This is a genomic window from Rhizobium sp. P2_G9 (genome assembly GCF_056403475.1).
In genome coordinates, this window is the sequence record NZ_JBFUFK010000086.1 from 1 (window position 1) to 19,533 (window position 19,533).

General features: G+C 60.6%; 15 protein-coding genes and 1 tRNA gene. 7 read left to right on the forward strand and 9 right to left on the reverse strand.

Features of this window, described 5'->3' with window-relative positions; genetic code table 11:
* Nucleotides 1–21: 21 nt before the first annotated feature.
* The 3 genes from AC1DYF_RS38715 to AC1DYF_RS38725 all read right to left on the reverse strand — a co-directional run bounded on the left by AC1DYF_RS38715 (nucleotide 22) and on the right by AC1DYF_RS38725 (nucleotide 3,292).
* Entirely contained in the window at nucleotides 22–846 is an 825-nt protein-coding gene (locus AC1DYF_RS38715) for a carbohydrate ABC transporter permease (RefSeq protein WP_477884028.1), read from the reverse strand.
* Nucleotides 847–855: 9 nt separating this feature from the next.
* Nucleotides 856–1,728 (reverse strand): carbohydrate ABC transporter permease, encoded by an 873-nt coding sequence (locus AC1DYF_RS38720; protein ID WP_477884030.1) that lies wholly within the window; start codon nucleotides 1,726–1,728, stop codon nucleotides 856–858.
* Nucleotides 1,729–1,978: 250 nt separating this feature from the next.
* Nucleotides 1,979–3,292 carry an ABC transporter substrate-binding protein gene (locus AC1DYF_RS38725; RefSeq protein ID WP_477884032.1) on the reverse strand — a complete coding sequence of 438 codons (1,314 nt, stop codon included), beginning with the start codon at nucleotides 3,290–3,292 and terminating at the stop codon, nucleotides 1,979–1,981.
* A gap of 263 nt (nucleotides 3,293–3,555) precedes the next feature.
* Here AC1DYF_RS38725 and AC1DYF_RS38730 point away from each other — a divergent pair, with 263 nt between their 5' ends.
* The 3 genes from AC1DYF_RS38730 (at nucleotide 3,556) to AC1DYF_RS38740 (ending at nucleotide 5,023) form a co-directional block, all read left to right on the forward strand.
* Nucleotides 3,556–3,891: a type II toxin-antitoxin system RelE/ParE family toxin gene (locus AC1DYF_RS38730; RefSeq protein ID WP_477884034.1), complete on the forward strand. Its 336-nt coding sequence runs from the start codon at nucleotides 3,556–3,558 to the stop codon at nucleotides 3,889–3,891.
* On the forward strand, nucleotides 3,888–4,217 hold the full coding sequence (locus tag AC1DYF_RS38735; protein ID WP_477884036.1) for a helix-turn-helix domain-containing protein: 330 nt from the start codon (nucleotides 3,888–3,890) through the stop codon (nucleotides 4,215–4,217). The genes AC1DYF_RS38730 and AC1DYF_RS38735 overlap by 4 nt, the downstream gene beginning before the upstream one ends.
* A 110-nt stretch (nucleotides 4,218–4,327) precedes the next feature.
* Complete coding sequence (locus AC1DYF_RS38740; RefSeq protein WP_477884038.1) at nucleotides 4,328–5,023, forward strand: UPF0149 family protein; 696 nt, start codon at nucleotides 4,328–4,330, stop codon at nucleotides 5,021–5,023.
* Nucleotides 5,024–5,078: 55 nt separating this feature from the next.
* On the opposite strand, the gene AC1DYF_RS38745 is transcribed toward AC1DYF_RS38740, so the two are convergent.
* Both AC1DYF_RS38745 and AC1DYF_RS38750 read right to left on the reverse strand, forming a co-directional pair.
* A complete protein-coding gene (locus AC1DYF_RS38745) occupies nucleotides 5,079–5,522 on the reverse strand; it encodes an N-acetyltransferase family protein (RefSeq protein WP_477884040.1) in 444 nt (147 codons plus the stop codon).
* 9 nt (nucleotides 5,523–5,531) lie between these two features.
* Entirely contained in the window at nucleotides 5,532–6,932 is a 1,401-nt protein-coding gene (locus AC1DYF_RS38750) for a phosphohexomutase domain-containing protein (RefSeq protein ID WP_477884042.1), read from the reverse strand.
* A 179-nt stretch (nucleotides 6,933–7,111) separates the two neighbouring features.
* On the opposite strand from AC1DYF_RS38750, the gene AC1DYF_RS38755 reads away from it, so the two are divergent.
* Together AC1DYF_RS38755 and AC1DYF_RS38760 are read left to right on the forward strand one after the other, a co-directional pair.
* A tRNA-Ala gene (locus AC1DYF_RS38755) sits at nucleotides 7,112–7,187 on the forward strand.
* Between the two features lie 343 nt (nucleotides 7,188–7,530).
* Nucleotides 7,531–11,100 carry a cadherin-like domain-containing protein gene (locus tag AC1DYF_RS38760; protein WP_477884044.1) on the forward strand — a complete coding sequence of 1,190 codons (3,570 nt, stop codon included), beginning with the start codon at nucleotides 7,531–7,533 and terminating at the stop codon, nucleotides 11,098–11,100.
* Here AC1DYF_RS38760 and AC1DYF_RS38765 read toward each other — a convergent pair.
* Genes AC1DYF_RS38765 through AC1DYF_RS38775 form a run of 3 tightly spaced genes read right to left on the reverse strand, consistent with a single transcriptional unit; the run spans nucleotide 11,025 to nucleotide 16,395 of the window.
* Entirely contained in the window at nucleotides 11,025–14,222 is a 3,198-nt protein-coding gene (locus tag AC1DYF_RS38765; protein ID WP_477884046.1) for an efflux RND transporter permease subunit, read from the reverse strand. The genes AC1DYF_RS38760 and AC1DYF_RS38765 overlap by 76 nt on opposite strands.
* Entirely contained in the window at nucleotides 14,219–15,292 is a 1,074-nt protein-coding gene (locus tag AC1DYF_RS38770; protein WP_477884048.1) for an efflux RND transporter periplasmic adaptor subunit, read from the reverse strand. Before AC1DYF_RS38770 ends, AC1DYF_RS38765 begins: the two co-directional genes overlap by 4 nt.
* Nucleotides 15,289–16,395, reverse strand: coding sequence for an efflux RND transporter periplasmic adaptor subunit (locus AC1DYF_RS38775; RefSeq protein ID WP_477884050.1), 1,107 nt, complete (start codon nucleotides 16,393–16,395; stop codon nucleotides 15,289–15,291). The genes AC1DYF_RS38770 and AC1DYF_RS38775 overlap by 4 nt, the downstream gene beginning before the upstream one ends.
* A gap of 102 nt (nucleotides 16,396–16,497) precedes the next feature.
* On the opposite strand from AC1DYF_RS38775, the gene AC1DYF_RS38780 reads away from it, so the two are divergent.
* A complete protein-coding gene (locus AC1DYF_RS38780; RefSeq protein WP_477884052.1) occupies nucleotides 16,498–17,151 on the forward strand; it encodes a TetR/AcrR family transcriptional regulator in 654 nt (217 codons plus the stop codon).
* Between the two features lie 556 nt (nucleotides 17,152–17,707).
* Here AC1DYF_RS38780 and AC1DYF_RS38785 read toward each other — a convergent pair.
* Nucleotides 17,708–18,325: a TetR/AcrR family transcriptional regulator gene (locus AC1DYF_RS38785; protein ID WP_477884054.1), complete on the reverse strand. Its 618-nt coding sequence runs from the start codon at nucleotides 18,323–18,325 to the stop codon at nucleotides 17,708–17,710.
* Between the two features lie 145 nt (nucleotides 18,326–18,470).
* Between AC1DYF_RS38785 and AC1DYF_RS38790 the strand changes: the two genes are divergently transcribed.
* Nucleotides 18,471–19,532: an efflux RND transporter periplasmic adaptor subunit gene (locus tag AC1DYF_RS38790; RefSeq protein ID WP_477884070.1), complete on the forward strand. Its 1,062-nt coding sequence runs from the start codon at nucleotides 18,471–18,473 to the stop codon at nucleotides 19,530–19,532.
* The last annotated feature ends 1 nt before the right edge of the window (nucleotide 19,533 follow it).

The following is a 19,533-nucleotide window of genomic DNA, read 5'->3' on the forward strand; positions in this document are numbered from 1 at the left end:
TTTTCGTTCCCTCCCGGATTGTTATTTGACCGCGCCGAATGTCAGCCCGCGCACCAGCTGCTTCTGCGAGAACCAGCCCATGATCAGGATCGGCGCGATGGCCAAGGTCGACGCTGCCGACAGCTTCGCCCAGAACAGACCCTGCGGGCTGGAGAACGAGGCGATGAAGGCAGTCAGCGGCGCGGCATTGGTAGTCGTCAGCTGGATCGTCCAGAAGGATTCGTTCCAGGCAAGGATGATGTTGAGCAGCATGGTCGACGCAATGCCGGGCACCGCCATCGGGGTCAGCACATAGACGATCTCGCCCCAAAGCGTGGCGCCATCCATCCGCGCCGCCTCGAGGATTTCGCCYGGGATTTCGCGGAAATAGGTGTAGAGCATCCAGACGACGATCGGCAGGTTGATCAGCATCAGCATGACGCAGAGYGCGGCACGGCTGTCGAGCAGGCCGAGATTGCGAAACAGCAGGTAGATCGGAAACAGCACCGCCACCGCCGGCATCATCTTGGTSGASAGCATCCACATCARGATGTCCTTGGTGCGCTTGGCMGGCGCAAAGGCCATCGACCAGGCMGCCGGCACGGCRAYGATCAGCGCCAGGATCGTCGAGCCGACGGAGAGGAACACCGAATTGAGGAAGGGCGTGAAATAGTCCTTCTGGCTCTCGACGTCATAGTAGCTTTCCAGCGTGCCGGACGGGATCAGGTTGAAGCCCTGGATCGCTTCCTGCTCCGACTTGAAACTGGTGATGATCGTATAAAGGATCGGAAAGAAGATCAGCAGTGCGATGATCCAGGCAACGATGGTGACGACTGCGGTGCGTCTGGTGGAAACAGCTCTGGCCATGATGCCCTCCTATCGGTCCAGGTTCTTGCCGACCGCCCGCATGGCGAAGAAGGCGACGATGTTGGCAAGGATGACTGCGATGATGCCGCCYGCRGASGCYTGGCCGATTTTGAATTCGAGCAGCGCCTTCTGGTAGACGAGGAACGGCAGGTTGGTCGAGGCATAGCCGGGGCCGCCATTGGTGGTGACCAGGATTTCCGCGTAGACGCTGAGCAGGAAGATCGTCTGGATGAGMACGACGACCGTGGTCGCACGCGCCAGATGCGGGACGACGAGGTAGATGAAGCGGTTGAAGAAGTTGGCGCCGTCCATCTCCGCCGCTTCCTTCTGCTCGCCATCGAGCGATTGCAGTGCGGTGAGCAGGATCAGCGTCGCGAAGGGCAGCCATTGCCAGGCGACGATGATGATGACCGACAGCAGCGGATATTGCCCGAACCAGTCGATCGGATGGAGGCCGAGCGCACGGGCGAGATCGGCGAACACGCCATATTGGGCATGCATGATCATGTTCTTCCACACCAGCGCCGCGACCGGCGGCATGACGAAGAAGGGCGAGATCACCAGGATGCGGACAATGCCCTGGCCCCAGATCGGCTGGTCAAGCAGCAATGCGAGCGCGACACCGCCGATAATGGTGATCAGAAGTACGCCGACGACGATCTGCAACGTGTTGAGGATGGCCCACAGGAAAGCCGGATTGTGCAGGAACAGCAGGTAATTGGAAAATCCGACGAAACCGTCGCGGATCGGATTGAGCGGGTTATACTGCTGGAACGAGAACCACAGCGTCAGCGCCAGCGGTATCGCCATCCAGACGAAGAGTAGGATCACCGACGGCGCCAGCATTGTGCGGGCAAGCGTCCGGGTTTGTTGCGTGGCCATTCCAATGCTCCTCCCAGGCTTCGGCTATCTTGATCCCCCAGAAGAGGGGACGATGCCGCTTATGTCTTGATTGTTTTCAGTGCCGCCGCGGAGCGCGCGAAAATGACGGCAACTGCAGTTCGCTACTATTTTTTGCCTGTTTTGATCCCGAAAATCGGTTTTCACGTTTGGCAGGCTGGGTCTAAAGGGGCTGCCCGACCGGAGGAGACCGGACAGCCAGTTCGTCCTTGGGAGACGTAACTTTTATGGATTACTTGATGTAGCCGCCTTCAGTCATGGTGGCGGTGGCAGCATCCTGGGCCTGCTTCAGGGCGTCGTCGACGCTCATCTGGCCGGCAAGAGCGGCGGAGAAGAGCTGGCCAACGGTGGTGCCGAGACCCTGGAATTCCGGAATGGCGACGAACTGCACGCCGACATAGGGAACCGCCTTGACCGTGGGCTTGGTCGGGTCGGCGGAGTTGATGCTGTCGAGCGTCATCTTGGCGAAGGGTGCCGCTTTCTGGTAGTCGGGGTTGCTATAGAGCGAGGTGCGCGTGCCCGGGGGAACGTTGGCCCAGCCTTCCTTGTCGGCGACGATCTTCAGATAGTCCTTCGAGGTTGCCCAGGCGACGAACTTTTCGGCAGCATCGACCTTCTGCGAACCAGCGGGGATCGCCAGCGACCAGGCCCAGAGCCAGTTGCCGCGCTTGCCGAGACCATTGTCCGGCGCCAGCGCATAACCGACCTTGTCGGCCACCGTCGAAGCCTTGGGGTCGGAGACGAAGGAAGCAGCCACCGTGGCATCGATCCACATGCCGCACTTGCCCTGCTGGAACAGCGCCAGGTTTTCGTTGAAGCCGTTGGACGAAGCGCCTTCCGGGCCGGCGTCCTTCATCAGCTGGACGTAGGTTTCGAGCGTCTTCTTCCATTCCGGCTGATCGAACTGCGGCTTCCAGTTCTCATCGAACCAGCGGGCGCCAAAGGAATTGGACATGGCGGTCAGGAAGGCCATGTTTTCGCCCCAGCCAGCCTTGCCGCGCAGGCAGACGCCGTTGACGCCATTGGCGCGGTCGGTCATCTTGCGGGCTGCCTGGCCGATAAAGTCCCAGGTCGGCGCGTCAGGCATTTTCAGCCCGGCCTTGTCCATCAGGTCCTTGCGGTACATGACCATCGAGCTTTCGCCGTAGAAAGGCGCAGCAAAAAGCTTGCCGTCGACGGTAAGGCCACCGCGAATGGCCGGCAGCAGGTCGTTGACGTCGTAGCTGTCGCCGAGCTTGTCGAGCGGCACGAGCCAGTTCTGCTTGGCCCAGATCGGAACTTCATAGGTGCCGATCGTCATAACGTCATACTGACCGCCCTTGGTGGCGATGTCGGTGGTGACGCGCTGACGCAGGACGTTTTCTTCCAAAGTCACCCATTGCAGCTTGATGTCCGGATTCTTCTTGGTGAAGTCATCCGTCAATTTCTGCATGCGAACCATGTCGCCGTTGTTGACCGTTGCGATCGTCAGCGTCGTGTCCGCATAAGCCATGCCGTACATGGCCAGAGCCGTGCTTGCGCCCAGCAAAACCGTTCTCAAGTTCATGATCTTCCTCCCACAGAAGAAATGAGCAAATGCTATGCCCGTGAGCATTTATTCGTTTATTAGAGAAAACTGTCAAGCGGAAATCGTCGCTGCGGTGCAGCAATGTTGGTTTGGGCGCTGGAGGAAGGCGGATTACAGAAACAATGATCGCGGTTGCGATTTGTTCCGGAACGCTCCGGAATAGCGCTCAGGAACCGAATCTCGAGCGGGACGATTTTCTGGATTTGGTTGCCCGTTGTTGTGAAATATGACAACATGGGTGCATGAGAGAAATCCTGTGGGTGAAAGCAGCGCGTAAGGAATTCGAAACATTCCCCACAGGCGCACGCGACATCATGCAATCCGCACTGGTCATCGCCGCGGAAGGCGGCAAGGCGGATATCGCAAAGCCCATGAGCGGTTTGGGATCGGGCATCATGGAAATCGCCCTGCCCTATCGCACAGACGCATATCGAGCCGTCTACGCGCTTCAATTTGGCGATGCTATCTGGGTGGTTCACGCCTTCCAGAAGAAATCAACCAAAGGAATCGCGACGCCTCAAAAGGAGGTGGATCTGATCAAGGCGCGATTGAAGCGAATAAAGGAAATGATGCCATGAGTGACGACGACTTTGAAATCGTTCGGGGAAGCGACAATATCTTTGCCGACTTCGGCGATCCCGATGCCGAAACCAAGCTGATGAAGGCCAAGCTCGCGGCGGAAATCATTGCCGTGCTCGACAAGCGCAAGTTGACTGTGCGCGCAGCCGAGGAAATAACGGGCGTGGCCGCTGCTGATATATCCCGGGTGAGAAACGCCGATCTGGCCAAGTTCACTCTTGATCGGCTGGTGCGCATCCTGCACCGACTGGCACCGGACGTAGAGGTTGGCCTGACATTTTCAACCCGGAAGCATAACCGGAGTGAGCAGGCCTTCGTCCAGTAGTGGAAAAACGGCGGCCCTCAAACGAGCACGACGATCCCGAAGCCGTATCCGCGCGACGGCTTGAGTCGGATCGCAGATCAACCGATCACACGCATCATTGAACCGTTGCCATGGCATTGGGAACCGAGATGCAGGATATTTCGCGAAGGCTGACGCTGCTTGAAAAAAAGCTCGACGAACTGGCCGAAGACTGCGATCCGATGTCGGCCAGCCAACTCGAAGGCTATCTCGCGGGCATCGTCGTCTGCCCCGATCTGATCATGCCGAGCGAATGGCTACCGCTCATCTGGGACGCGGAAGGCCAGGGTGACGGCCCCGTCTTTCAGAGTGCCAAGCAGGCTGAAAAATTGACGAGCCTGGTCATGGAGCACTACAACGCCATCACCGCCGATATCGGCGCGGGCAGATTTGCACCTGTCTTCGACGTCGATACCCGCAATGACGATGTCCTGTGGGAAATATGGATCGACGGCTTCGAGACCGCCATGCGCCTGCGGCCGAAGAGCTGGAGGGTCTATCTCGGCATGGGTGAAAACATAGCGGCCGCCATGGCCGGACTGGTTGCCCTCTCCGATATCGCCACCGGCAAAAGCAAGCTCAAAAAGAAGAATATTGACGAACTCCAGTCCGCCGCGCCGGACCTCATCGCCGGCTGGATCGAAACCCTCAACGCCGCTCGCGTCCCCCGGTCTGCGCTATCAATGCCGCCCGCGTCTGCGCCGATGCAAAATATGAAAGTCGGTCGCAACGATCCATGCCCTTGCGGCTCCGGCAAGAAATACAAGAAATGCTGCGGCGGTAACTAAAAACAGAAATTGAGCCTGCAGCAGACGGGTCGACTTAGAGACATAGTTCGCCGGCTTACAATGCGATCGAATAGCGGAAAAACTCGTCCCGCTTGTTGTAGCTGTCGTACAGTTTCTGCGCCGTCACATTGCCCTCGGCCGTGATCCAATAGATCGAAGCCCAGTCCGCCGCCTTGCCCAGCGCCACGAGATCATCGAGCAGTGTCCGGCCGACGCCGTGGCCGCGTACGGTCGGACTGACGAACAGGTCTTCGAGATAGGAGGTCGGCCGCGTGTCCCAGGTGGTCAGGTGCGTATGATGATGGGCGAAGCCGACGAGCGCGCCGTCCAGCGTGGCGACGCGGCAGGTGAGCGGGTTCATCGGATCAAGGATGCGCGCCCATGTCGCCATGGTGATGTCAGGCGCGATCGTCACCTTGTAGAAGGTCAGGTAGCCCTGCCACAGCACCTGCCACTGATCGAGGTCGCTCGCCCCGGCATTGCGGATTTCGACGGCCATGACGGCTCCTCAGAAGCGTTGCTTCAGTTTCTCGATCAATTCGCCCAGCAGTTGGTCGGTTGCCGCCGCTTCGCCTGTTTCGACATAGATGCGCATTTCCGGCGCGTTGCCGGACTGGCGGAAATGCACCGTGTCGCCATTGGCAAAGGCCATGCGCACGCCATCGAGCGTGGACACCGCGACCGGCGCCGCAATGCGCGGATCGAAGGCGGTGCGGAAATCGGCCGAAGCCTCGATCTCGCCGAGAAACACTTTCGCCTTGTCGCCCGGCACGTCCTTGACGCGATCGGCCTTCATGAAGCGCGGCGGCAAGGTGCCGGCCAGCGCCGACAGCGTCAGCCGCTCCTGCTTGGCAAGCACAAGGCAGGCGATGGCGGGCAGCACGGCATCGCGGGTCGGCAGGCGCGGAAGCGAACCATTCGCCAGCGAAATATCGTCCTGCAGCAGGAAGCCGCCATTGGCTTCGAAACCGGCGGCCGGATGCTCTTTCGCGGTTGCCATCGCCGCCACGACATAGGGCGAGCCGATACGCGTGCGTTCGACCGTGCCGAACCAGCCCGATTCTTCCACCGCGCTGGTGGAGGAGAGCGGGGTGACGACGGTCTTGGTGCCGATCACCCGGGCGGTGAGCACGCCGAGCACATCGCCATTGATCTGGCGGCCGGTCTCGTCGATCACCAGCGGCCGGTCGCCATCGCCATCGGTCGAGATCACCGCATCGAGGTGCTGCTCGACGATCAGCGCCCGGGCGCGGGCAATGTCCTCGGGATCCAGTGCCTCGGTATCGACCGCGACAAAGCGCTCGACACGACGGAAGGGAAGAATATCGGCCCCCAATCCCTCAAAGATCCGCACAAGCAGATCGCGGCCGACGGCGGAATGCAGGTCGATGCCGATCTTCAATCCCGCCAGCGCCGCAGCGCCGAAGGCGCTGACATAGCGCGACACATAGTCCTCGGCGACCGCGGCGAGCGGCTCACCCGGCGCGATGGCGGCCGCGATGCGGCCTTCGCCGATGATCGCCTCGGCGCGGACGCGGACCGGCGCTTCATCGTCCTTCAAAAACTCGCCATCCGGCCGATAGAATTTTATGCCGTTATAGGTTTCCGGAATATGGCTGCCGGTGACCATGATCGCCGGCGCCTGTCGCGCCATGGCATAAGCCGCAAGCGCCGGCGTCGGCACCGTGCCGGCCCAGACCGGCGTCCAGCCGGCGGCCTTGACCGCGGCGAGGCACTGGCCGGCAATCCGCGGGCTCGAATCGCGCAGATCGGCGCCGACATAGGCGATGCGGCCGGCGGCACTGGCCTCGAAGCGTTCAAGAAAGGCGCCGATATAGGCTGTGCACAGGCTCTCGGTAAAATCCACGGCGGGACCACGAAGCCCCGAAGTTCCAAATGCTGCCGCCACGCGCAATCTCCTTAGGTTTCTCTCTCTGAGCCATAACGGAAATTGGGGCGTTTTCAACACGAAGCCGGCAATCAAGCTAAATTCCGCCACCTCGCCTTTTTTTGCCGCGCGAGGGGCGTTGAACTTTTCCGGATAAATGCTATTTAGGGCGCATTGCCGCTTCGGGCGGCAAACGGTGTGGGGCTATAGCTCAGCTGGGAGAGCGCTACGTTCGCAATGTAGAGGCCAGGAGTTCGATCCTCCTTAGCTCCACCAAAAGGTCTCTGTTTCATTATCGTTTTCGGCGCCCCGCCGATGAGGCGCCGTTTTCTGGCAGGCAGCCACGCACTCCGATTTGACTAATGCCATTTCAATCATTGATTAATGGTCGCTTGACCGCACCACTTTGGCTGAAGTATCCACTAGCAGTCTAGTGGCGAGGATCGCTGCGAGACGCCAGCGGTGAATGCCTCGCTTGGGGGAGTTGACGGCAAGGGATCCGAGAGGGCTTGCTGTTTTAAACGGCGGCAGCCAGCTGCGGTTTTCGCGCTCGTTTCCCATGCTACGCGCTTGACTTCCTGTTTGCAGGCAGAAGCTGAACAAGCACAGGAGAGGCATGATGACCATCATCGACGGTACACCCGGCAATGACACGCTCACTGGCGGAATAGGCGACGACACCATCAACGGCCTTGCAGGCAATGACCAGCTATCGGGGAGCTTCGGCAACGACGTGCTCAATGGTGGCGATGGCAGCGACACGCTCAACGGCGACAGCGGTAACGATACGCTCAACGGCGGTGCGCACAACGACATACTCAATGGCGGCGACGGCAATGACACGCTGATTGGCGGTTCAGGTTACAACGTCTTCAACGGCGGCGACGGCCATGATGTGCTCATCGGCGGGGACGATGGCAATGGTTTTGGCGATACTTCGGGCGGCAATACGATAACCGGCGGCAATGGCGTTGACAGTGTAACGGTCCGCAACGAGGAAGGAATTGGCAATCAGATAAATACAGGTGCGGGTGACGACGAAATCATTGTCTACGAAGGCGGCAGAGATACGATCGATGCCGGAAGCGGCAATGACGTCATCCATGATTTTGGCGGCAGCGACAGCATCAATGGCGGTGATGGCAACGACGTCATCATTAGCACTGACGACTCTCCTTCTTTTGTCGACGGCAATTGGGTCGGTGAGGTCAACGATACGCTCATCGGCGGCGACGGCGATGACTACATCGAAGATACCAAAGGTTCCAACAAGATCGATGCCGGTGCCGGCAATGACATGGTCGCCTATGCCGGTTGGGGTGGCGCCGATGCCATCGACCTCGGCACAGGCAATGATACGATCAACAACCTGAATTCCATGCATGCCACGGTGATCACCACGGGAAGCGGCCAGGACAAGCTTAACCTCTCGCAATTCGACACATCCGCCGACAATCTGACCAGGATCACCGATTTCGCCACCGGCGCCAATGGCGATGTCGTCGATCTCACCTCTGCCCTCAATTCGATCGTCACCACCGGCTGGGATGGCGCATCCAATCCCTTCGGTGCCGCGAGCTTCCTCAAGCTCACCCAGGTTGGCGACGATGTTGTTCTCCAGCTCGATGCCGACGGCGGCGGCAACGATTGGATCAATCTCCTCACCTTCGAGCATAAGGACGTGTCGCAGTTCACCAGCGACAACTTCTATCCGCCGATCCAGCTCGATGGGAGCGCGATTCCGGGGCAGACGCTTGACGGCACCCCGGGCGATGACACGCTCACTGGTGGTATGGGTGGTGACACCATCAACGGCTTTGCAGGCAATGACCATCTGTCAGGGAGCTTCGGCAATGACGTGCTCAATGGCGGCGACGGCAGTGACACGCTCAACGGCGACAGCGGCAACGATACGCTCAATGGCGGTGCCCACAACGATCTGCTCTTTGGCGGTGACGGCAACGACACGGTCATTGGCGATTCAGGTTACAATGTCCTCAGTGGCGGCGCCGGCGATGACGTGCTTATCGGCGGTGACGATGGCAATGGTTTTGGCGATACGTTGGGCAGCAATACGATAACCGGCGGCAACGGCAATGACAGCGTAACGATCCGCGATGACGATGGACTTGGCGATCACATAGATACAGGCGCGGGTGACGACGAAATTACCGTCTATGAAACCGGTGGAGATACGATCGACGCCGGAAGTGGCAATGACGTTATCCAGGATCTTGGCGGCGACGACAGCCTCAATGGCGGTGATGGCAATGACGTTATCCGGGATTCCAGCGGCAGCGATACGATCAATGGCGGTGACGGCAATGATTACATCGAAGATTCAGCAGGTTCCAACAAGATCGATGCCGGTGCCGGCGATGATGATCTCGCCTATGCCGGCCGGGCTGGCGCAGATACCATCGACCTCGGGGCAGGCAATGACACGATCAACTACCTGAATTCCATTTATGCCACGGTGATCACCACGGGAACCGGTCAGGACAGGCTCAAGCTTACCGACTTCGACACAATCGGCAACAATCTGACCAGGATCACCGACTTTGCTGCGGGCGCCAATGGCGATGTCATAGATCTCACCACCGTCCTCGATTCGATCGCCGCTACTGGCTGGGATGGAGCGTCCAATCCTTTCGGCTCCGCAGGCTTCCTGAAGCTCACCCAGGTGGGCCACGATGTTGTTCTTCAGCTCGATGCCGATGGTGGCGGCAACAACTGGATCAACCTCCTCACCTTCCAGCATACGAACGTATCGCAGTTCACCAGCGACAATTTCTTTCCGCCAATCGAGCCCAATGCGAACCATGCGCCGGCGCTCACGGGAATGCAGGCGAGCCTTGCTGGCGGCTCGGAGGACACCGCCTACATCATCTCCGCGGCTCAATTGCTGCAGGGCTTTTCGGATGTCGATGGCGACACGCTGTCGGTGTCTGGCCTCACGGCCAACCATGGCAGCCTGGTCTACCACAACGGCACCTGGACATTCACGCCCGAAGCCAACTACCATGGCAGCGTGACCCTGAGCTACTCCGTGACCGATGGTCATGGCGGGTCAATTGCGGCCAGCCAGTCGTTCAGCCTGGCAGCCGTCAATGACGCGCCGATCGTGGCCAACCCAATTGCCGATACATCGGCGTCCGCCAACGCTTCCTTCAGCTATCAATTCGGGACGACAGCTTTTGCCGATGTCGATGCCGGCGATAGCCTGAGCTATGCTGCCGCCCTCTCCGATGGGTCGTCGCTTCCTGGATGGTTGAGATTCGATCCGGCAACCCGAACCTTTTCAGGCACACCGGGAACCGCCGATGCCGGCGCGCTCGACATCAGGGTAACGGCAACCGACACGTCGGGGGCTCACATTTCCGACATTTTCGTCCTGACGATTTCCTCGGCCGTGATGGGCAATGATCCTGTTCTCACCGGAACGGCCGGCGACGACACCGTGATCGGCACCAGTGCCGACCACATGCAGACGCTGAACGGACTTGATGGCTACGACACGATCAGGCTTGCATCCGGCGGCGGCTTTGCCAATGGCGGCGCCGGCAACGACAATCTGCTGGGCGGCAACAGTACGAGCAGTTCGCATTTCACCGGCAACATGCTCAACGACTACGAAGGAGACAATATTTTCCATGGCGGCAATGCCGGCAGCCTGGCGACGGTGCAGAACTTGATCTCTGCCGGCCAAGGCAACGATATGGCCTATGGCGGCAACGCAACCGGGTCGGGCGCCTTCGTCTATAATCTGATGCAGATGGGTGATGGCGCCAACCATGTCTGGGGCGGCAATGCGTCCGGCGGAGCGACATTGCAGAATTTCGTCTTCGGCGGCTCCGGTAACGATACTTTCGTTGCAGGGGTTGCCGCAGACGGCGCCAGCCATGTCTATAACCTGATGGCCGGCAATGGCGGCAGCGATGTGTTCGTGCTGAAGCCCGGCAGCGACCAGACGACGATCACCGATTTCAGTGCCGGCACTGGTGCCGGTCACGATGTCCTCGATCTCTCGGCTTATGTCATTCCGAATGTCGCGTCCGTGCTTGCAGCAGCGACGGAATCGGGGGGAACAACGGTTCTCCACCTAGCCTCAGATCATGGAACCATGGACGATCTGGTGCTGACCGGTGTCGCCAAAAGCGATCTGGTAGCGGCAGACTTTGTGATTTGATAGCCGCTTGGGGTCCCAGACGTAGAATGCGCCTCAGGCGCGTGGTCATCGGCCGGCATGTCATCGCCGCCGTCCACCGGCTCCTGCTTTTTCTCCCTAATCCTAAACCAGGCAACATACAGACTCGGCAAAAACACCAGCGTCAACACCGTCCCTACAATAATCCCACCCATCATCGCATAGGCCATCGGCCCCCAGAACACTTCGCGAGAGATCGGGATCAGCGCCAGACTGGCCGCCGCCGCCGTCAGCAAAATCGGCCGCGTGCGATGCTTGGTCGCCTCCACCACCGAATCCCACGCATCATGCCCCGCTGATCGCAGTTCCTCGATCTGGACGACAAGGATCACCGAATTGCGGATCAGGATGCCGATCAGGGCCAGGACACCGAGAATGGCGACGAAGCCGAGTGGGGCGTGGCTGGGGATGAGCGCCGCGACCACGCCGATCAGGCCGAGCGGCGCCACTGCCACCACCAGGAACAGCCGCGAAAAACTTTGCAGCTGGATCATCAGCAGCGTCGCGATCGCAAACAGCATCAGCGGCGCCACGGCGATGATCGGTCCCTGCGACTTGGCGCTGTCCTCGACCGGGCCGCCGACCACGACCTTATAGGCCGGCGGCAACGTGTCGGTGAAGGCCTTGACCGCAGGCGCGAGCTGCTGGACGACGGTGGCCGGCTGGGTGGCATCGACGATCGCCGCCTTGATGGTGATGGTCGGCACCCGGCCGCGGCGCCAGATGACCGGCTGTTCGAGCTGATAGGCAAAGCGCGCCACCGCGCTCAAGGGCACCGCCTTGCCGTCCTTGGTCGCCAGTTGCAGGTTTTCGAGCGTGTCGATCGAGGCGCGCTCGGCGGCGGTGGCGCGGCCGATGACGTCGATGAGGTAGATGCCGTCTCGCACCTGGGTGATGGTCGAGCCGGCGACAATGCCATTCAGGGAGGTCGCGATATCTTCCGAGGTGACGCCCAGCTGGCGCGCCTTGTCCTGCAGCACGTCGACCTTGATCGACCGCGCCGGCTCGTTCCAGTCATAGTTCATATTGGCGAGCAGCGGATGCTTGCCGACGATCGTCGACAGGTCCTGCGCATATTTCCTGAGTTTTTGGATGTCGGGACCACTGAGCCGATACTGCACCGGGCGGCCCGAGGGCGGCCCGAGCGGCAGGAGGTTGACATAGACGTCAAGCCCGGCGAAATCCTGCTTGGCGATCTTGCGCAGCCTGCCGGCCACGCGCTCGCGTGCTTCCAGGTCCTTGGTGACGACGATGAACTGCCCATAGTTCGGATTGTTGGGCTGGACATCGAAGGAAAGCAGGAAACGGACGGCGCCGCTGCCGACATAGGACGACCAGCGCACGATATCGGCATCACCGGTGAGCCTGGTTTCAAGCAGATCCATCTGCTTGCGCGTCTCCGCGATCGAGGCGCTCTGCGGCAGCGTGACGTCGACGATCAGTTCGGGACGGTCCGACGACGGGAAGAACTGCTGCTCGACGAATTTCATCGAATAGAGCGAGAAGCCGAAGACGAGCAGGGTGGCGCCGATCGTCAGCCAGCGCCAGCGCATGGTCGCCAGCAGGATGCCTGATAGTACCGAGCCGAGCCGGCTGGGCTTGTCGCTGTGCTTCTTCATCGACTTCGGCAGCAGCGTGACGCCGAGAAGCGGCGTGAACAACACGGCCACGATCCACGACAGCACCAGCGAAACGCCGATGACGACGAACAGGGTGAACGTATATTCGCCCGCCGCACTGTTGTTGAGGCCGACAGGCATGAAGCTGGCGACCGTGACCAGCGTTCCCGTCAGCATCGGGAATGCCGTGGACGTATAGACCGCCGTCGCCGCCTTCCTGAGCGTATCGCCCGCCTCGAGCCGCGCCACCATCATTTCAACGGCGATCATCGCATCGTCGACCAGGAGGCCGAGCGCGATGATCAGCGCGCCGAGCGAGATGCGCTGCAGCGAAATGCCGAGATATTCCATGACCACGAAGGTCATCGCCAGCACCAGCGGAATCGTGAGCGCCACGACCAGGCCGGCCCTGAGCCCCAGGCTGACGAAGGAGACGACCAGCACGATGGCGACGGCTTCGAACAGTGCCTTGGTGAAGCCGCCGACAGCTTCCTCCACCACCTGCGGCTGGTCGGAGACGAGATGGACATCGACGCCGATGGGCAGTTCGTTGATGGCGATGCGCATCTCCTTGTCGAGCGCCTCGCCGAAATTGATCAGGTTCGCGCCCTGCTTCATGCCGATCGCCAGGCCGAGCGCCGGCTTGCCCTGGAAGCGGAACAGCGTCTGCGGCGGATCGACATAGCCGCGGCTGATCCTGGCCACGTCGCTCAGGCGGAAGAACCGGTTATTGATCCTGAGATTGAGGTCCTGCAGATTGTGCTCGGAGGCGAACTGGCCGGTGACGCGGATGCTGACACGGTCAGGGCCGGTCTCGACAATGCCTGATGGCGTGATGGCGTTCTGGGCCTGCAATGTCTGCACCACATCCTGCCGGCTGATGCCGAGTGCAGCAACCTCGCGGGTGGAGAATTCCAGATAGATCGCCTCGTCCTGGGCGCCGATGATGTCGACCTTGCCGGCATTCGGAACGGTCAGCACCTTTGCCCGCACGTCTTCGACATAGTCGCGCAGCTGCCTTTGCGTCAGGCCATCGGCCGTGAAGGCATAGATATTGCCGAACACGTCGCCGAAATCGTCGTTGAAGCTCGGCCCCTGGACACCATCGGGGAAATCTCCCTTGATGTCGTTGATCATGTTGCGGACCTTGAGCCAGGTCATTGGCACGTCGCGCGCCTTGGTCGTGTCCTTCAGATTGACATAGATGATGCTCGATCCCGCCGTCGTCTGGCTCTTGGTGTAGTCAAGCGAATCCAGCTCTTCGAGCTTCTTCTCGATCCGGTCGGTGACCTGGGTGGCCATTTCATTGGCGGTGGCGCCCGGCCATTTGGTGATCACCAGCATGGTCTTGATCGAGAAGCTGGGGTCCTCCTCGCGGCCGAGATTGACGTAGGACATCGCTCCCAGCGCCGCGAAGATGATCATGAAGTACCAGATGAACGACCTGTGCTCGAGCGCCCAGTCGGAAAGATTGAACTTGTTCATTGGGCAGCCTCGTTGTCCATCCTGACCTGCTGGCCCTCGGCCAGACTATGCACGCCTGCGGTGACGACGCGGTCACCCGAAGACAGGCCCTTGACCACGCGCAACGCTGGACCTTGCTCCGCCACCTCGACCTCGCGGCTGGAAACAATGCCCTTGTCGCTGACGATCCACGCACGCGATTTCCCATCCCGATCGAACACCGCAGACGGCGGCAGCAGCAGCGTCTCCTCTGCCGGTGCGGAAATGGTGGCGGTGATGATCGTCCCCAGCCGGAAGCTGGATGGCGGCTGGTCGAGCGAGATGCGCACGCGCAGCGTCCGCGTCGTTGCATCGGCCAGGGGTGCGATCTCCCTGACATAGCCTGTCGTCGCCAGCGATGGCCGCGCCTGCGAAACCACACCGAATTTGGCACCGGGCTTGAGCGTCCGGCCGATGCGTTCCGGCACGTCGACAACGGCTTCGCGCACATCCGGCCTGGCGAGCGTCACCACCGTCTGGCCGGGCTGCACGATCTGGCCGGGTTCCGCCTTGGCCTCCGTCACCACGCCGACGAAGGTCGAGATGATCTTGGTATTGTCCAATTGCTCCTTCGCCTTGGCCACCTTGGCCCTGGCGCTGTCGACATTGGCATCGGCGGATTCGCGTGCCTGATGCACGGCTTCGAAGCTCGCCTTGGACGAGATGTTCTGGTCGAACAGCTTCTTTTCGCGATTCTCGTTGGTGATGGCGTTCTGCTGCTGCGCCTGGGCGCTCTGCAGCTCGGCGCCGGCAATGCGCAGCTGCAGTTGATAGGCCAGCGGATCGAGCTCGGCGAGCTTCTGGCCCGACAGCACGGTGTCGCCGACATTGACGTCGCGATGAACCAGCCGTCCAACCACCTGGAAGCCCAGTTCGGAAATGTATCGCGACTGGATCGTGCCGGTGAAGCGGGTGGCGTCGGCGCTGACCGGCGACAGGACCATGAAGAGAACCGGCCGCGGCGACGCCTTTTCCGCATCTTCATTCTTCTGGCACGCGGCAAGCACGGCGAGTGCCGCAACCATTGCCGCAGTTGAAAACGCCTTGTTCATTTGCCCGCCTCCTCGGTGACGTCGACAATCTGGTCGGGATGCAGCAGTTGCGCACCGCGGCTGACGATCAGCTCATCCGGGCTCAATCCGCTTTCCACGACGATGCGGTCGGATTCGTAGGACCGGACGGCGATCGGCTTGAGCGAGACCTTTTTGCTCTTGGCATCGACCAGCCAGACGGCCGGCTTGCCGTCGTCCGAGAACAGCGACGCGGTCGGAATCGTGATCGCCTTGACCGGTCGCGGACTGGCTTCGCCGACCACGGCGGCACCGAGCGTCATCGCCGCGGGCGGTTTTTCGACATCGACTTTCACCCGCACCGTGCCATTGGTCTCGTCGACCGTCGGCGAAATCTGCCGCACCGTGCCCTTGGTCCTGACGGATGGATCGGAAACCAGGCTGATCGTGATGTCGGGAGCGGCGTCATCCGAAGCGAGCAGCGCCTCGTCGATATCGAAAACGGCATCGCGCGGGCCGTCTTCGGCGACCGAATAGACCGTTTCCGCGGCCTGCACGACCTGCCCGACTTCCACGTCGAGCGCGGTGATCACGCCGGGTTTTTCGGCGCGCAGTACCGTATAGGACAGCTGCTCGCGTGCCGTTTCCAGCTGGGTCTTGGCGACATCGAGTGCTGCCTGCGCGGTGCGCAGGGATTCCTGCGCGGCATCATAATCCTTGCGGATGGCGATGCGCTGGTCGAGCAGCGCCTGCTGCCGGTCGAAGGTCGACTGCGCCTGCCTGAGCACGGCTTCCGAGGCGCTGACGCTCGCCACCGCCGAGCGGACATCCGCCTCCTTCTCGACCGGGTCGAGCTTGGCCAGCACCTGGCCCGGCACCACATGGTCGCCGACGCTGACGCCGCGTTCGGCGATGCGCCCGGCGATCTGAAATGACAGGTCGCTCTGCACCCTCGGCTGTATCTCCCCGGTCAGGCGCGTGGCCGGCGCATAGTCCGAAAACGCGACCTTCTCGACCAGGACCGACAAGGGCGGATTGGAGGGCGCGGCCTGCTTCTGACCGCAGGCGGAGAGCACCGGCAGAAGCGCCATCAGCATGGTGAGCGCTCCGGCTGAGCGGCACGCCCGGATTACGGCCTTGGTCATGGATACGCTCCTTGTTGGCGCAAGCGTCATCGCTAATTGACTAACGCGTCAGTTAAGTAGTAAAAGAGCCCTGCTTCTGTCAAGGGAGGATAATGGAGGAATATGAAAGGCGCAAAGACCATCGATCCGACGGACCCGTCCAGCCCGAAAAAAATACGGCGCAAGCCCGAGCGACCCGGCGAGATCCTGGCCGCCGCCTTCGAGGAGTTCGTTCTTCACGGCTATGCCGCGACCCGTCTCGAAGACGTCGCCGCACGCGCAGGCGTCACCAAGGGCACGATCTATTTCCACTTCGAGAGCAAGGAGAACGTGTTCGTGCAGATGGTGCGCGAACTGTCAAAGCCGACGCTGCTGGCAATGCAGGAATTTCTGAGCCGGCAAACGCCCGACATCGTGGCCTTTCTGAACGACTTCGTCGATTTCAGCCATGACCTTGTGTTGAAGGATCGCTATGCGCGGGAAATCCTGCGCCTGCTGATCGCCGAAGCAAGCCGCTTTCCGGACCTTGTCGACGAGCATACATCCGAGTTCCTCGACCCGATCTGCGATCATCTGCAGCAGAGACTGGTTCAGGCGGCGAAGGAACGCACGATCAGACAGTCGCCCGTGATCGATTTTCCCGATCTTCTGCTGGCGCCGCCCCTGGTCCTGAACATCTTCGTCCTGCTCCTCGCCGACCGCCAGGACGCCGAAGCCAAGGCCCGCATCGCGGCGGCGAAGGATCTGCTGCTCAACGGCTTGCTGCCGAGGCGGTGATGTCGCCATTGACCGACTATGCAGATCTAAAATGTGTCCCACGGTTTTCCGACAAGAACATACGACGAAACAGAGGACAGGCGCGGCAGCTCCCTTCGGTTCATCAACTCTCCGCTCCAGTGAATTCCAGTTATACCCGTTATGATTGCGCCAGTCTGGCCCGGCAAGACTTCCCTGGCGATCTTGCGCATCCGGCTCGTCGCGTATTCTCTTGCCTCAAGATCCTTGATAGCCACGATCGCCTGTCGGTCGTTGGGATTATCGGACTCGACCTCGAAGGACGGCAGGACACGAACCACAGGTCGGCAGCGCCAAGCGTCACTGCTGTGGCGACACCACAGCCGTCGACAATCCTGCCGGCGGCGAGGAGAACTGAAGGGCGTCGACGATCTGCCGAACCGGGTCACCGTGCATGCCTTTGTCACCAAGTCGGCGGAGCGGCAATTGCTGCGAAGGCCGCGTCGCCTGATCGTAAGAAATGCGACGCGCATTAAATGGCCTTCGGTAAGGCTGTGCCGTTTTCGCGATGCGCTGGCGGCGGTACGCCGGAATAAAATCAGCTGCGATTGACCAAGCCCTTCAAAACCATATCAATATGTGCATCGACAAAGGCCTTTTCGTCGAGCGGCCTCCGGTCCTCGAACATCAGTCTCCAGACAACGATGTGGATGACAGAGCTGACGATTACTTCCGGCGTATGTGACGCGGGCGCGTCTCGAAACTCACCGGTTTCGACGCCTTCGCGCACCAGGGCGCCAACGATGTCGACCAGTGGAGCGATGAACTCGTCATAGTGCTGGTCGACGATATGCGGAAACCGTGTCCCTTCGGCGAGAGAAAGGCGCAAGGGTTCTCTCATCTTGCGGTCGTTCGCGATCTTGTCATAGGCAAACAAAAGCATTGCGCGGAGACGCTGGCCGCAGGACCCGGTCAGGGCCCCGATCGAGGCGCGCATCTCCACGAACGGTGCCGAGATATGCTTCATCATGGCCTCGAACAGCGCGTCCTTGGTCGGAAAATAGAGGTAGACGGTACCCTTGGTCACGCCAAGCCGCGCGGCGACATCTTCGACCCGCGTCATTGCATAGCCATTGACCGCGAATTCCTCGAAAGCCGCCTCCAGGATTTCCTGGGGCCGCCTGGCTTTCTGTTCTGCACGCGTCGTCTTTTTCACGGCTTCTCCTTTGACTGTTTGGCTTTGCTATAGCCTCAAACCAGCATTGCACCAACCGGGCAGCGTCGATTCATCTTTTTCATTGACTAACCCGATAGTCATTGATATTAGCACGGCCATCGAAAAAGTGCAAATGGTGACGCCGATGCCGTGCCGATTGATATTCATAGGTCTTACCTGTGCCCTTGTGGCCGGGTGCGAAAACAAAGCCGAAACCCACCTTACTCCGCAGCCGGTGGACGCCATTCGCGCCTCTCTGGCTTCATATGCCTCCACGGCAGCCGTAACCGGCGAGATAAAGGCAACGACGCAGACGGAGCTGTCCTTCCGTGCGGGAGGACAAGTCGTCCAGTGGAATGCAGACGTCGGTTCCCACGTGCATGCGGGTGACGTTCTGGCGCGCATCGACGACACCGAGCAGCGCGCCGATGTGCAATCGGCGCAGGCTGGCGTCGACTCGGCCCAGGCCATCGTCAGGCAGAAGGCACTGGCATTCAAAAGATATGAAGCGCTGCTCAAGACGCGGGCGATTCCGAGGGCGACCTTCGACCAGGCCCAGGAAGACCTTGCGTCCGCCCGTGCCAATTTGGACGCTGCAGAGACCGCCCTGGAGACGGCCAAGGATGCCCTGTCCTATACGCTCCTCAAGGCGGATACAGATGGCATCGTCACGGCGCGCAAAATAGAGGTCGGCCAGGTCGTGGCGGTGGCCCAGGCGGCATTTGCCCTTGCCCACGATGGAAACCGTGACGCCGTCTTCAATATGTTCAAGGCCTTTTTCCTTGAGGGTGAGCCGCAGACCGATGTCAAAGTGGCTCTGGTCGATGATCCCTCTAAGCAGACGCAAGCGCGGATTCGCGAGATCTCGCCGACGATCGACATCGCTGCCGGCACCGTTCGCGTGAAGGTGGCCCTGCCGGAACAGGCGCGGTGGCCGCTTGGCACCTCAATCATTGGTGAATTCCACGCTCGAGCGCGCACTGGCATCGCCTTGCCGGCGAGCGCGATGACTTCAGCGGATGGACAGCCCGCCGTGTGGGTCATCGATCCCGCCACAAAAGCCGTCTCGCTGCGCGGGGTTACGGTTTCCCAATATCGGACCGGCGACTTCCTCGTCGCCTCCGGTATTTCTCCCGGGGAGCTTGTCGTGACCGAAGGCGGCAAATTTCTGCGTGAAAAACAGCTGGTCGATTGGGAGGGAAAGTAAA

Coding starts and splice junctions, on each gene's coding strand:
- AC1DYF_RS38725 (WP_477884032.1), bottom strand. CDS start 3,292: ATGAACTTGAGAACGGTTTTGCTGGGCGCAAGCACGGCTCTGGCCATG.
- AC1DYF_RS38730 (WP_477884034.1), top strand. CDS start 3,556: ATGAGAGAAATCCTGTGGGTGAAAGCAGCGCGTAAGGAATTCGAAACA.
- AC1DYF_RS38735 (WP_477884036.1), top strand. CDS start 3,888: ATGAGTGACGACGACTTTGAAATCGTTCGGGGAAGCGACAATATCTTT.
- AC1DYF_RS38740 (WP_477884038.1), top strand. CDS start 4,328: ATGGCATTGGGAACCGAGATGCAGGATATTTCGCGAAGGCTGACGCTG.
- AC1DYF_RS38745 (WP_477884040.1), bottom strand. CDS start 5,522: ATGGCCGTCGAAATCCGCAATGCCGGGGCGAGCGACCTCGATCAGTGG.
- AC1DYF_RS38760 (WP_477884044.1), top strand. CDS start 7,531: ATGACCATCATCGACGGTACACCCGGCAATGACACGCTCACTGGCGGA.
- AC1DYF_RS38765 (WP_477884046.1), bottom strand. CDS start 14,222: ATGAACAAGTTCAATCTTTCCGACTGGGCGCTCGAGCACAGGTCGTTC.
- AC1DYF_RS38770 (WP_477884048.1), bottom strand. CDS start 15,292: ATGAACAAGGCGTTTTCAACTGCGGCAATGGTTGCGGCACTCGCCGTG.
- AC1DYF_RS38775 (WP_477884050.1), bottom strand. CDS start 16,395: ATGACCAAGGCCGTAATCCGGGCGTGCCGCTCAGCCGGAGCGCTCACC.
- AC1DYF_RS38780 (WP_477884052.1), top strand. CDS start 16,498: ATGAAAGGCGCAAAGACCATCGATCCGACGGACCCGTCCAGCCCGAAA.
- AC1DYF_RS38790 (WP_477884070.1), top strand. CDS start 18,471: ATGCCGTGCCGATTGATATTCATAGGTCTTACCTGTGCCCTTGTGGCC.